Origin of the sequence: Pseudarthrobacter sp. MEB009, from assembly GCF_030208875.1 — a bacterium.
In the GTDB taxonomy this organism is placed as follows: Bacteria; Actinomycetota; Actinomycetes; order Actinomycetales; family Micrococcaceae; genus Arthrobacter.
Window position 1 is genome coordinate 182,312 of record NZ_JARVTC010000007.1, and the last position, 13,833, is coordinate 196,144.

General features: G+C 67.0%; 9 protein-coding genes. 8 read left to right on the forward strand and 1 reads right to left on the reverse strand.

All coding sequences use genetic code 11. The features are described from left to right. Positions 1-7: 7 nt before the first annotated feature. The 5 genes from groL (at position 8) to QRN07_RS06780 (ending at position 9,592) form a co-directional block, all read left to right on the forward strand. The gene (groL, locus tag QRN07_RS06760; RefSeq protein WP_050685790.1) at positions 8-1,618 is read left to right on the forward strand and encodes a chaperonin GroEL; all 1,611 of its coding nucleotides are present in this window, start codon (positions 8-10) and stop codon (positions 1,616-1,618) included. Between the two features lie 101 nt (positions 1,619-1,719). Next, positions 1,720-3,768 (forward strand): acyltransferase family protein, encoded by a 2,049-nt coding sequence (locus QRN07_RS06765; protein ID WP_285240672.1) that lies wholly within the window; start codon positions 1,720-1,722, stop codon positions 3,766-3,768. Beyond that, positions 3,768-5,849 (forward strand): acyltransferase family protein, encoded by a 2,082-nt coding sequence (locus tag QRN07_RS06770; RefSeq protein WP_285240673.1) that lies wholly within the window; start codon positions 3,768-3,770, stop codon positions 5,847-5,849. The genes QRN07_RS06765 and QRN07_RS06770 overlap by 1 nt, the downstream gene beginning before the upstream one ends. Positions 5,850-6,060: 211 nt before the next feature. Further along, positions 6,061-7,572, forward strand: a complete 1,512-nt coding sequence (gene guaB, locus QRN07_RS06775) for an IMP dehydrogenase (RefSeq protein ID WP_056597036.1) — start codon at positions 6,061-6,063, stop codon at positions 7,570-7,572. A gap of 82 nt (positions 7,573-7,654) precedes the next feature. After that, on the forward strand, positions 7,655-9,592 hold the full coding sequence (locus QRN07_RS06780) for an ABC transporter ATP-binding protein (protein ID WP_082484028.1): 1,938 nt from the start codon (positions 7,655-7,657) through the stop codon (positions 9,590-9,592). Here the strand turns inward: QRN07_RS06780 and QRN07_RS06785 are convergent. Continuing rightward, on the reverse strand, positions 9,552-10,193 hold the full coding sequence (locus QRN07_RS06785; RefSeq protein ID WP_050685800.1) for a hypothetical protein: 642 nt from the start codon (positions 10,191-10,193) through the stop codon (positions 9,552-9,554). The genes QRN07_RS06780 and QRN07_RS06785 overlap by 41 nt on opposite strands. A 95-nt stretch (positions 10,194-10,288) precedes the next feature. Between QRN07_RS06785 and QRN07_RS06790 the strand changes: the two genes are divergently transcribed. The 3 genes from QRN07_RS06790 (at position 10,289) to QRN07_RS06800 (ending at position 13,831) form a co-directional block, all read left to right on the forward strand. Further along, complete coding sequence (locus QRN07_RS06790) at positions 10,289-11,425, forward strand: GuaB3 family IMP dehydrogenase-related protein (RefSeq protein WP_050685802.1); 1,137 nt, start codon at positions 10,289-10,291, stop codon at positions 11,423-11,425. A 135-nt stretch (positions 11,426-11,560) separates the two neighbouring features. Further along, complete coding sequence (locus tag QRN07_RS06795) at positions 11,561-13,300, forward strand: glycerol-3-phosphate dehydrogenase/oxidase (RefSeq protein WP_285240674.1); 1,740 nt, start codon at positions 11,561-11,563, stop codon at positions 13,298-13,300. A gap of 42 nt (positions 13,301-13,342) precedes the next feature. After that, on the forward strand, positions 13,343-13,831 hold the full coding sequence (locus QRN07_RS06800) for a PTS sugar transporter subunit IIA (RefSeq protein WP_050685806.1): 489 nt from the start codon (positions 13,343-13,345) through the stop codon (positions 13,829-13,831). Positions 13,832-13,833 lie beyond the last annotated feature (2 nt).

Sequence of the window (13,833 nt, forward strand, 5' to 3'; positions counted from 1 at the left end):
CAAAACCATGGCAAAGCAGCTTGCGTTTAACGACGCTGCCCGCCGGTCGCTCGAAGCCGGCATCGACAAGCTCGCCAACACGGTCAAGGTGACGCTCGGCCCCCGCGGCCGCAACGTCGTCCTGGACAAGAAGTGGGGTGCTCCGACCATCACCAACGACGGCGTGACCATCGCCCGTGAGGTCGAACTGGATGACCCGTACGAAAACCTTGGCGCGCAGCTGGCCAAGGAAGTCGCCACCAAGACCAACGACGTTGCCGGCGACGGCACCACCACGGCTACGGTCCTGGCCCAGGCACTGGTCAAGGAAGGCCTGCGCAACGTTGCCGCCGGCGCCGCTCCCGGCCAGATCAAGCGCGGCATCGAGGTTTCCGTTGAAGCCGTCGCCGCCCGCCTGCTCGAGAACGCCCGCCCGGTTGAAGGCACCCAGGTTGCCAACGTTGCAGCCATCTCGGCCCAGAGCGATGAGATCGGCGAACTGCTCGCCGAAGCATTCGGCAAGGTCGGCAAGGATGGTGTGATCACCATCGAGGAGTCCTCCACCACGCAGACCGAACTGGTCCTCACCGAAGGCATGCAGTTCGACAAGGGCTACCTGTCCCCGTACTTCGTCACCGACGCGGAACGCCAGGAAGCTGTCCTCGAAGACGCCCTGATCCTGATCAACCAGGGCAAGATCTCCTCGGTGCAGGACTTCCTGCCGCTGCTGGAAAAGGCGCTGCAGAGCTCCAAGCCGCTCTTCATCATTGCTGAGGACGTTGACGGCGAAGCCCTCTCCACCCTGATCGTCAACCGCATCCGCGGCACCCTGAACGTGGTTGCCGTCAAGGCTCCGGGCTTCGGCGACCGCCGCAAGGCCATGCTCCAGGACATCGCCACCCTCACCGGTGCGCAGGTTGTTTCCCCGGAGCTGGGCCTGAGCCTGGACACGGTTGGCCTTGAGGTGCTGGGCACTGCCCGCCGCATCACGGTCACCAAGGACAACACCACCATCGTTGACGGCGCCGGTTCGGCAGAAGACGTAGCAGCCCGGGTTGCCCAGCTGCGCGCCGAGCTGACCCGCACCGACTCCGACTGGGACAAGGAAAAGCTCCAGGAACGCCTGGCCAAGCTGGCCGGCGGCATCGGCGTGATCAAGGTCGGCGCAGCCACCGAGGTTGAGCTGAAGGAAAAGAAGCACCGCATCGAAGATGCTGTGTCGTCCACCCGCGCCGCCCTCGAAGAAGGCATCGTGGCCGGCGGCGGTTCCGCGCTGATCCACGCGTTGAAGGCCCTGGACGAGGATTCCGCTGTCCTGGCCCTCGAAGGTGACGCAGCAGCAGCTGTTGGCATCGTCCGCCGCGCACTGGTCCAGCCGCTGCGCTGGATCGCCCAGAACGCCGGGTTCGACGGTTACGTTGTCACGGCCAAGGTTGCCGAGCTCGAAACCAACAACGGTTTCAACGCCAAGTCCGGCGAGTACGAGGACCTGATCGGCGCCGGTGTCATCGACCCGGTCAAGGTCACCCGTGCGGCCCTCCGCAACGCTGCCTCCATCGCAGCGCTGGTCCTCACCACCGAAACCCTCGTGGTGGAGAAGCCCGCTGATGAAGACGAGCACGCGGGTCACAGCCACTAGGCTGAATCCGCTTTCCGAAGGCCGGTCCGGCGTCTGCCGGGCCGGCCTTCGGCGTCTCTCCGGTAGAATTGATGCTTTGCCTACCGCTGGAGGATCGTCCCGTGTCGTTTGCGAGAACCTCGTCGCCCCCCGGTGTGGACCCCAAAAAGCCTGCCGGCAAGCGGAAATCCACGTTCCGCGCCGAGATCCAGGGCCTCCGTTCGCTCGCTGTCCTGATGGTGGTGACGTACCACGTCTGGTTTGGCCGCGTCTCCGGCGGCGTTGATGTTTTCCTGCTGATTTCCGCGTTCCTGATGACCCTCCAGTTCACCGGCCGCTACGACCGCCGCGAACCGGTGGCTCTTTTCAAACACTGGCTGCACCTGTTCCGCCGCCTGCTTCCCGCGGCGGTCACGGTGATCGTGGCCACCCTCGCGGCCGCGGCCCTGCTGCTGCCCCGGACCCGCTGGCTGGACCTGATCGACCACGGCTGGGCTGCGATGTTCTACTTCGAGAACTGGCTCCTGCAGAAGCAGGCCGTGGACTACTATGCCGCTGACCACAGCGGGGCCGGTCCGCTGCAGCACTTCTGGTCCCTCTCCATCCAGGGGCAGGTTTTTATCCTGTGGCCGCTCATCTTCGTGCTGGCAGCCTTTGCCGCCCGGCGGTACCGGTTGTCCTACCGGCCGCTGCTGGCCTACGTGTTCTTCGGCATTTTCCTGGTCTCCCTGATCTACTCGATCGTCTTCACGGCCACCAACCAGGGCCAGGCCTATTTCGACACCGGCGCGCGCCTGTGGGAGTTCGCGCTGGGAACACTGGTGGCCCTGATCCTCCCCGGGCTGAGGCTGCGGACCGCGCACCGCATTGTGATGGGCTGGGTGGGCATTGCTGCCATGCTGGCCTGCGGCATACTACTTGACGTCGAGGGCGCTTTCCCCGGTGTCGCCGCCCTGTGGCCCACGGTGGCTGCCGCCCTGGTGATCGCCGCGGGCAGGACCGGCAGCCCGTTCGGCGTGGACAGATTCCTCGCCTCGAAACCCCTGGTGCGGCTGGGCGACAACTCCTACGCCCTGTACCTGTGGCACTGGCCCGTCCTGGTCATCTCCCTGGCCTGGACCGGCAAGGAACACGCCGGCTGGTTGGCCGGCACCATCATCATCCTCACCTCACTGGGCCTGGCCTACCTCACCACACGCTTCATCGAGAAGCCTTGGCGTGAATGGCGGTGGCCCGAGGTCAACAAGCGCCGGGCTGTCCTGGCGGTCCTGCTCGCCGTGGCGGTGGCCGCGGCCCCGCTGGGCCTGTGGCGGCAGCAGATCGTCCAGTCCAACTCCATCACTTCCATCGGATTGGACGACCCCCGTTATCCGGGTGCCCGCGCCCTCAGCCCCGGCTACCAGTTCACGCCTGACCCTGCAGCTGAGCCGGTCCCCAAAGTAGAGGCCATCGCCGAAGAGTGGCCGGAATTTCCGGAACCCTGCATCGGGGCCGGTGAAAACGCCAGTATCTGCACCAACGGTGTTGAGGGGGCGGCCAAGCACATTGTCATCCTCGGCAGTTCCCACGCCTATGTCATGAACACGCCGGTGCTGATGATGGCCGAGAAGTACAACTGGCGTGTCACCTCCATCACCAAGGGTTTCTGCCCCCTCACCGACGAGCCGGGTCCCGAAATTACCGCGGAGTGCCTTGACTTCAACAAGGAGGCCATGGAACAGGTCCTCGACATAAAACCCGACCTGGTGCTCACCATCAGCACGAGGACCTCTGCCGATCCCGGCACACCTGAAGTGCTGGAGGATTCCTGGCTCGCGCAGGCGCGCAAGCTCAACGACGCCGGCATTGAGGTGGTTGGTGTCCGCGAGACGCCCCGGATGCCCCACGTGCCAAACTGCCTGGCCGCGCACCCGGATGACCCGGCGGCCTGCAACGGCAGCGTCCTGGATACGTTCGGGCCCGTTGCGGCCACTGACGGCGTTGATACCCAGCTTCCCGACACCCGGTTCCTCGACCTCACCCGCTACTTCTGCGTGGCGGACGTCTGCCCGGCCATCATCGGCAACGTCATTGTGTACAAGGACGAAAACCATGTCACCCGCTCGTACCTCATGACCCTGGCGCCCTACTTCGAAAAGGATTTCCTCGCCTTGACCGGATGGAAACCCTGATGGCGGCCGCAACGGCAGGCGCCGCCACCGGGCTGTCAGCCGCCCCTGCTGCCACCAAAAAGCTGCGGCCGGGATACCGGCCCGAAGTCCAGGGCCTGCGGGCCCTGGCAGTCCTGATGGTGGTGGCCTACCACGTGTGGTTGGGGCGGGTTTCGGGCGGGGTGGACGTGTTCCTGCTCATCTCCGCCTTCCTGCTCACGCTCTCGTTTGTCCGCAAGGCAGAATCGGGCCGGCCGTTCGGACTCCTGACGCACTGGCTGCACCTGTTCAAGCGGCTGCTGCCCGCCGCCGTCGTGGTTATCCTGGGGGTCCTCGCGGGCACCTGGCTGATCCTGCCGCAAAGCCGCTGGCCGGAGATCCTGGACCAGGCCTGGGCCTCGCTGCTGTACCGCCAGAACTGGCTGCTGGCGGACACCGCCGTGGACTACTACGCCCAGGACCATGCCGGGGCCAGCCCGCTGCAGCATTTCTGGTCCCTGTCGATCCAGGGCCAGGTGTTTGTTCTCTGGCCCCTGGTCTTCGCCGGGACCGCCGCCCTGCTGGCTGTGCTGCGCCGGACCCCGGCCGGCGCGCGGTTCAGCTACCGCGGGCTGCTTGCCCTGGTGTTTGGGGCAGTCTTTGTGGTCTCGCTGGCCTACTCGGTGGAGCAAACCGCCACCAACCAGGCCTACGCCTACTTCGATACCCGCGCCAGGCTGTGGGAATTCGCGCTCGGTTCCCTGCTGGCGCTGGCCCTGCCTTACCTCAAGCCGGGCCGCCGGCTGCGCGTGGCGCTGGGCTGGGCCGGCCTCACGGCCATGGTTTCCTGCGGCCTGCTGCTCACCGTGGACCGGTCCTTTCCCGGCTTTGTGGCGCTGTGGCCCACGCTGGCGGCCGCGGCCATCATGGTGGCAGGCCAAAGCGGCAGCCGGTTCGGTGTTGACCGGCTCCTCAGCAGCAAGGCTGCCGTTGCGCTGGGGGACAACTCCTACGCGCTCTACCTGTGGCATTGGCCGGTCCTGGTGCTGGCGCTTGCCGCCACGGGCGTGGAAGCCCCCAACCTGATGCAGGGCCTCGCGATCGTGGGCGCCGCCATCGTCCTGGCCTTCCTCACCACCAGGTTTGTCGAGAAGCCCCTGCGCGACTGGCATTGGCCCAAGCTCCGCGCCTGGCGCACCGCCGTCGTGATTGTCGCCTGCGGTGCCCTGCTGGCCGGACCCGTCGCCGTGTGGCAAACCAGCCTTACGGCTGAGGAAAGCGCGACGGCGGCGCAACCCCGGGAGCTGACACCCGGCGCTGCCGCCCTCCGACCCGGTCAGGAGGACGTCCCGGCGCCCCCGGCCCGGCTGATCCCCGGCCCGTCCGCCCTGGACAATGACTGGGCGGGCATCCAGACCCCCTGCAGCGGATTAAACGCCACCGCCGACCCCATCCTGGAGGGGTGCCGGCAGGAAGCGCCGGACGTCCCGGTCACCAAGCGGATTGTGGTGCTGGGCGACTCCCACGCCCAGCAGTACCTTGCAGCCCTGGCGCCCGTGGCGGCAGCCCGCGGCTGGGAACTGGTCACCCTCCTGATGCCGGCCTGCCGGTTCGGGGCCGAATCCGAAACCCGCAACGCCGAATGCAACGCCTACAACCGGGCCAGCGCCGCCTACGTCCTGGACCACCAGCCGGACGCGGTGTTCACGGTTGCCTCCCTGACCCATGAGGAGGCCCCCTTCGAAACCGAGGTGCCGGGCTACCTGGACGGAATCCGGCCTTTCGCGGACGCCGGCATCGAGATCCTGGGCATCCGGGACAACCCCCGGTTCACCATCAATATGCCCGAATGCGTCCAGCGCCACGGCGCGGACGCGCCTGAATGCAACCCCTCGCTCGCCGAATCCCTGGTGGAACCGTCGCCGTTGGAGGCCTACCGCGGGCAGGTGGCGGGCCTGCACCTGATGGATCTCAGCGATTTCATCTGCGCCTGGGGCGTCTGCCCTGCCGTGGTGGGCAACGTCTATGTCTACAAGGACGACAACCACCTGACCCGCACCTACGTGGAAAGCATGGTTCCCATGTTCGAACAGCGCCTGCTGGCGGCGACCGGCTGGACGTGACCGGCGCAGGGCGTGCGGTTGCTCACATTGCGCGCCCGGAATAGGGGGATCAGCGCGGAGGTTCTAATATTTACTCAATACTTTCTGCCTCCCGGCGGCCGTCCTTCCCGGCCGTCCCGGCGGAATTCCTGCACAGGCCAGTTCCGTAATGACGGGCTGGTCATCGGCTGCAACCCCTACCCGCCAAGCAACCAAGGTAAGAGGCGCACTCATGACCGAGCCCGAACACAATCCCTTCGCCCTCATCGGTTTGACCTACGACGACGTGCTGCTCCTGCCGGGCCATACGGACGTCATCCCGTCCGAGGCGGACACCTCCTCACGGATCTCCAAACGGATCACGGTGCAGACCCCGTTGCTCTCCGCAGCCATGGACACCGTCACCGAATCCCGGATGGCCATCGCCATGGCCCGCCAGGGCGGCCTGGGCGTGGTGCACCGCAACCTGTCCATCCAGGACCAGGCTGACCAGGTGGACCGGGTCAAGCGCAGCGAGTCGGGAATGATCACCAACCCGCTGACCATCGGCCCTGAGGCCACACTGGCGGAACTGGACGAGATCTGCTCCCAGTACCGTGTTTCCGGCCTGCCCGTGGTTGATGAGGGCATGCGGCTGCTCGGCATCGTCACCAACCGCGACACCCGGTTTGTGCCGGAAGCCGACTTCCCGCTGCGGCTGGTCAGCGACGTCATGACCAAGATGCCGCTGATTACCGGCCACGTGGGGATCAGCCGCGAGGAGGCCTCGCACAAGCTGGCCACCAACAAGATCGAAAAGCTGCCCCTGGTGGATGAGCAGGGCCGGCTCAAGGGCCTGATCACCACCAAGGACTTCACCAAGGCGGAGCAGTACCCGCTGGCCACCAAGGATGATGAAGGCCGCCTCCGGGTCGGTGCCGCCATCGGCTTCTTCGGCGACGGCTGGGAGCGGGCCATGACGCTGGTTGACGCCGGCGTGGACGCCTTGTTTGTGGACACCGCCAACGGCCACTCGCAGGGTGTGCTGGACTTGATCCGCCGGCTCAAGTCCGATCCCGTGGCCGCGCACGTGGACATCATCGGCGGCCAGGCGGCCACCCGTGAGGGCGCGCAGGCACTCATCGACGCCGGCGCCGACGGCATCAAAGTGGGCGTGGGCCCCGGGTCCATCTGCACCACCCGCGTGGTGGCCGGTGTGGGTGTCCCGCAGATCACCGCCATCCACGAGTCCGCGAAGGCAGCCATCCCGGCCGGCGTGCCGCTGATCGCCGACGGCGGCCTGCAGTACTCCGGCGACATCGGCAAGGCCCTGGTGGCCGGTGCCGATACCGTGATGCTGGGCTCCCTGCTGGCTGGCTGCGACGAGTCCCCGGGCGAGCTGATCTTCGTCAACGGCAAGCAGTTCAAGTCCTACCGCGGCATGGGCTCCCTGGGCGCCATGCAGTCCCGTGGAAAGAACACGTCCTACTCCAAGGACCGCTACTTCCAGGCCGACGTCTCCGGCGATGACAAGCTCATCCCCGAGGGCATCGAAGGCCGGGTGGCCTACCGCGGCCCGCTGGCGTCCGTGGCGTACCAGCTGGTGGGCGGCCTCCGCCAGACCATGTTCTACACCGGCGCCCCCACCATCCCCGAGCTCAAGATCCGGGGCAAGTTCGTCCGGATCACCGCGGCCGGTCTGAAGGAATCGCACCCGCACGACATCCAGATGACCGTCGAGGCGCCCAACTACGGTTCACGCTGACGTTCAAAAAACCATCCACACAGGCCACGGGGAGCAATCCCTGTGGCCTGTGTGTTTCCGTGCCGGGAACTAGGCTGTAGGCATGCCCGCATCACGCCACCCGGAGGAACTGAATCCCAGGAAGGACCCGCAGCGGCGGCTGGCGCTGGGCCCTTACGCCCGGGCCGTTGCGCAGGTCCTGCGGGTCAGCTTCCGGGCCTCGCCCGGGGCAGTGGTCATGAAGGTGCTCGGCTCCGTGATCTCCGCCGTGCTGCCCTTGGTTACCACTTACTACGCGGCGCTGACCACCACCGCCCTGGCGGCCGCGTATGCCGGCGACGCCGCCGCCGGCCAGCTGGCCATTGTGTACGTGGTCATCACCGCGGCCCTTGGCCTGTTCTGGGGCGCGTTCAACAGCGTTGACCGCTACATCCAGCAGCTGATGAGCTTTAAAGTGGGCGCCATTGTGGGCGACCAGATGTACGAACGCTTCCTGGCCCTGGAGTTCTGGCGCTACGACGACAAGGAAACGGTGGACCTGTACGACAGGGCCAAGCGGTTCTCCGATTCCTACGCCCGCGTCCTGGACCGGATTGCCGCCATTTTCACGCAGCTGGTCTCCGTGCTCCTGGCCATCGGCGCGCTGCTGCTGGTCAGCTGGTGGATCGCCGTGATTGTCCTGGTGGCCATCGTGCCCAGCGTGTACCTGCAGTTCAAGCTCTCCCGCGAACAGATTGCCCACTGGAACACGCAGGTCGATTCCCGCCGCCAGCGCCGCATGATCGAAACGAACCTGCTGCGCCCCCAGCACATCGCCGAGATGCGCCTCTACGGGATCGTGACGTACCTGATGGACTTCCGCTCGCGCCTGCGTGACGCGGACGAACGCCGCCGCCTGGACTTCCAGCGACGCTACATACCCAAGCAGCTGGCAGCTGACGCCCTCCAGTACGGGGCCGAGGTGGTTTCCCTGATCTGGGTGGTGGGGCAGATCATCGCCCGCGCGCAGCCCGTGGGCCAGTTCCTGTACGTCCAGCAGATCGTCAGCAGGGCGCTGTCCACGGCCAACAACCTGGTGTCATCCCTCAGTTCCATCGACGAGGACCTGGCCAACCTCAAGGACTACGAGCTGTTTATGGCCCTGCCGGCGCACTCGGAGTACGCCCCGCCGCTGCTGGGAGCCCCGTCCGTGGTGGAGCTCAAGGACATCCGTTTTACGTATACCGGAAGTGACACCGAAGTGATCCGGGGGATCAGCCTGACCATCCGCGAAGGCCAGCACATCGCGATCGTGGGGGAGAACGGCGCCGGAAAATCGACGCTGATCCGGATCCTGGCGGGCCTGTACCGGCCCGATTCAGGGCAGGTAATGCTCGACGGCGTTGACCTCGCCGCCGTCGACGTCACCTCCTGGCACCGGCACCTGGCCGTGCTCAGCCAGGAATTCCTGAAGTACGAGTTCGCCACCGCGGCGGAAAACATCTGGTTCGGCGACGTGGGGGAGCCCCGCGACGACGCCCGGATCAGGACGTCCGCTGCGGAAGCCGAGGCGCTGGACTTCATCGAAAAGCTGCCCAACGGGCTCAACAACCACGTCAGCAACTGGATGGAGGATCCCCGCGGCCGGAAGGGGAGCGGGCTCTCCGGCGGGCAATGGCAGCGCCTGGCGATGGCCCGGAACTTCTACCGCCGCGCCGCTTTTATGATCATGGACGAGCCCACCTCGGCGATCGACGCCCTGGCAGAGCACCGGATCTTCACCCGGCTGTTCGCGGAGCGCGCCAGCACCATCATCGCCATCAGCCACCGCCTGGCCACCATCGAGAAGGCGGACATTGTGTACATGCTGGAGGACGGGCAGGTGGTGGAGCAGGGCACCCACAAGGAACTTGTGGCCCGCCGCGGCAGGTACTTCCGGATGTTCGAATCGCAGCTTGGCGACCAGCCGGACCAGCCAGGCCTGCCCGACCTGCCGGACCTGACCGACCTGCCGGCGGACCCTACCGGCGTGCGCCCGGGCGTGGACGCCGGCGGGGCGTAGCGTCCTGCACCGTGGTGCGGACCCGGGCCAGGCTCGGCTGCGGCGGGACACTGCTGAACCCAAACGTCACGGCCGGCCGGACAGCGGCCAGGGACCCGGCGTCGGCCCCGTCCCAGGCCACGGCAGCGGAGTCGATGCGGTGCAGGTCGCTCACCCCGTAGTACTCCCAGCGGCCGCTGCCGGCCGAACCGGACGTCCGCGACCCACGGCTCACCAGGCCCGCCAGCGGGCTGACCGCACGCAGCCAGGACGGGTGCACCGCCAGCCGCCGGGGCAGCGCCCGCAACCCGGACCCCAGGAAGGTCCTGCCGCCCACGCCCGCGCGGACAGCCAGCGGACCGGCGTCGACCGTCAGGATCCCGTCAGCCAGGCGGGCTGAAACGTCCACCACGGTGACCTCGTCGAAACTGTAGGTGGCGGCGATGAACTCCGCGATGGGTGCGGCGGGAGCCAGGAGCAGCCGGTGGCCGGACGGTTCCTGGACCATAACGTCGGCAAACGCACCGAAGGGCGAGTCCTGCCAGATCCCCACCACCGCACGCAGGCCGGAGGTGGTGCCGATTCCGGCAATGTGCCCGTCAAAAATCCAGCGGCTTCCCATCCATCCACTGTAGCCACCCCTCCGGGCCGCCCCGGATTCCGCCCCGGCCCCGCGCTGGTCCGTGATCAGGGGGGCGGCTGGGATAACCTAGAGCAGTGACTTACGAGATCGAGATCGGCCGTGGCAAGCGTGGGCGTCGTGCCTACTCCCTGGATGACATTGCAATCGTCCCCAACCGTCGCACACGCGACCCCAAGGACGTCTCTGTCTCCTGGCAGATCGATGCCTACCAGTTCAGCATGCCGGTCATCGCCGCGCCCATGGATTCCGCCATGTCGCCGCAGACGGCCATCGCGCTGGGCCGCCTGGGCGGGCTCGGTGTCCTGGACCTCGAAGGCCTTTGGACCCGATACGAGGACCCGCAGCCGGTCCTGGACGAGATCGGCGCACTGCAGGATGAAACCAACAGCCCTGCAGTGACCTGCAGGATGCAGGATCTTTACCGGGCACCCATCCAGCCGGAATTGATTACTTCCCGCCTCGCCGAAATGCGTGACGCCGGCGTGACCGTGGCCGGGTCCCTGACCCCGCAGCGCACCCAGGAGCACTACAAAACGGTCCTGGCCGCCGGCGTCGACATCTTTGTCATCCGCGGCACCACCGTCTCCGCGGAACACGTGTCCAAGGACCACGAGCCGCTGAACCTCAAGCAGTTCATCTACGAACTCGATGTTCCCGTGATTGTGGGCGGCGCCGCAGGCTACACGCCTGCGCTGCACCTCATGCGGACCGGCGCGGCCGGCGTGCTGGTGGGCTTCGGCGGCGGCGCAACCACCACCACCCGCCGGGCCCTGGGCATCCACGCGCCCATGGCGTCGGCGATTTCCGACGTCGCAGCCGCCCGCCGCGACTACATGGACGAGTCCGGCGGCCGCTACGTGCACGTGATTGCCGACGGCGGCATGGGCGCCTCAGGTGACATCGTCAAGGCCATCGCCATGGGCGCCGACGCCGTGATGCTGGGCAGCGCGCTGGCACGCGCCGAGGAAGCGCCGGGCAAGGGCTGGCACTGGGGCCAGGAGGCTCACCACCTGGAACTGCCCCGCGGCGACCGGGCCAACGTGGGCACCGTGGGCCCCCTGGAGGAAGTCCTCTTCGGCCCGGGCCACCACACCAACGGAACGTCCAACCTCATCGGCGCGCTGCGCCGTTCGATGGCTACCACCGGCTACTCGGACCTGAAGGAATTCCAGCGCGTCGACGTCGTCGTCTCCCCGTACGCGGGTAACTGACGCGCCAGGCCGGTTCGGGGCCGCGCCTGCCCTGACCGGCCTGTGCTGACCGGCCTGTCGTCCACCGGCCTGCCCAAGTCTGCCGCGAGCAAGTAGTGTGGCTTTAGACGGCACATGAGGCACTGGAGGCGTTCAATGAAGAGTAGTCCGGCAAACGGCGGGGCGCTCGGCCCCGAAGCCAGGGAAGCATCCATCCAGCGGCTGCGGGCAACCACCGAACCCGGCCGGGAACTCGACATCCTGATCGTGGGCGGCGGAATCGTGGGCACAGGGGCCGCCCTCGACGCCGTCACCCGCGGCCTGAGCGTGGGAATCGTTGAAGCCAACGACTGGGCCGCCGGCACTTCCTCGCGGTCATCGAAGCTCATCCACGGCGGTTTGCGCTACCTCGAGATGCTCGACTTCGCCCTGGTCAAGGAAGCGCTCCAGGAACGCGGGCTGCTGCTTTCAACCCTCGCACCGCACCTGGCCCGGCCAGTGCCTTTCCTGTACCCCCTCACCAAACCTTTCTTCGAACGGCCTTACGTCGGCGCGGGCATCGCCCTCTACGACGCGATGTCCATTTCCAGCGGCCACAACCGCGGCGTGCCGTTCCACAAACACCTCAGCCGGCGCGGCACCCTGCGCGCAGCCCCCAGCCTGAAGGACGACGCCTTTGTCGGTTCCATCAGGTACTACGACGGGCAGGTGGACGACGCGAAGTACTGCGCCAACCTCATCCGCACGGCCGCCCATTACGGCGCCCACGCCGTCAACCGGATGGCAGTGGTGGACTTTGTCCGCGAGGGCGAACGGGTGGTGGGCGCCAAGGTGGTCAACCACGAGGACGGCTCGCAGTTCAAGATCCGCGCCAAGCAGGTCATCAACGCCACCGGTGTGTGGACGGACGAAACCCAGGCCATGGTCACTGACCGTGGCCAGCTCAAGGTCCGGGCCTCCAAGGGCATCCACCTGGTGGTGCCCCGCGACCGGTTCCAGTCCACGGTGGGCCTGATCCTGCGGACGGAGAAGTCCGTGCTGTTCGTCATCCCCTGGGGCCGGCACTGGATCATCGGCACCACGGACACGGACTGGAACCTCGACAAGGCCCACCCGGCGGCGTCCAGCAAGGACATCGACTACATCCTGGAACACGTCAACAAGGTCCTGAAGCGGCCGCTGACCCGGGAAGACGTGGAAGGCGTGTACGCCGGGCTCCGGCCCCTCCTCGCCGGCGAGAACGACTCCACCGCCAAGCTTTCCCGCGAACACGTCGTGGCGCACCCGGTCCCGGGCCTGGTGGTGGTGGCCGGCGGTAAATGGACCACCTACCGGGTGATGGCCAAGGATGCCGTGGACGAAGCCACGCGCACCATGGACGAGCGCGTGCCCCCAAGCTGCACAGAGACGATTCCGCTGCTGGGCGCCAGTGGCTTCAAGGCCGCGTGGAACCGCCGCAACCGGACTGCTGAGGAATCCGGGGTGCACGTGGCCCGGATCGAACACCTGCTCAACCGGTACGGCGCCATGATCCCGGAGGTCCTGGCCATCATCGCCGCGAACCCCGACCTGGCCGAACCGCTGCCCGGCGCGGACGACTACCTGCAGGCCGAGGCCGTGTACGCCGCCACCCACGAAGGCGCCCGCCACGTCAATGACGTCCTGACCCGGCGTACCCGGATCTCCATCGAGGCGTGGGACCGCGGCGTGTCTGCCGTGCCCGTTGTCGCTAAACTGATGGGTGACGTCCTCGGCTGGAGCGACGCTCAGCGCGAAACTGAAGTCCGGAACTACATTGCCCGCGTGGAAGCGGAACGCCTCAGCCAGCAACAGCCGGACGACGAATCCGCAGACGCCGCCCGGCTGGGCGTGGAGGACATCGTGCCCTTGCGCTGAGGGGCGTCCCTGCCCTGCACCGCTGACCGAAAGGGATACGCCTTGGCGGAACCACTTGACCCGTACGATGCTGAACTCACCACCCCGGACATGGTGATCCTCGAACTGGCGGCCACAGACAAGACCGACGCCGCCAACCAGTTGGCCGAACGGCTCCACGCGGCCGGCCGCATCACCGACCTCGCCGGCTTCCTCACGCACGTCAACGCCCGGGAACACCAACTGGCCACGGGACTCCCGGGCGGCATCGGGCTGCCGCATGCGCGGAGCGAATTTGTCTCCCGCACCTCCATCGCCGTGGGCATCACCAAGTACGGCCACGCCCTGGACTTCGGGGCTGCCGACGGGCCCGCAACCGTGATCCTGCTCATTGCGACGCCGGCCAGCTCCTTCTCCGACCACCTGGAAGTCCTGGCAACCCTTGCCAGGTCATTGTCCAAGGAGTCCTTCCGCGATTCCCTGCGCCGTGCCTACGACGCCGAGGTCATCGCGGAGTTGATCAATTCCAGCCTGGTGTTCTTCGACCACTGAGC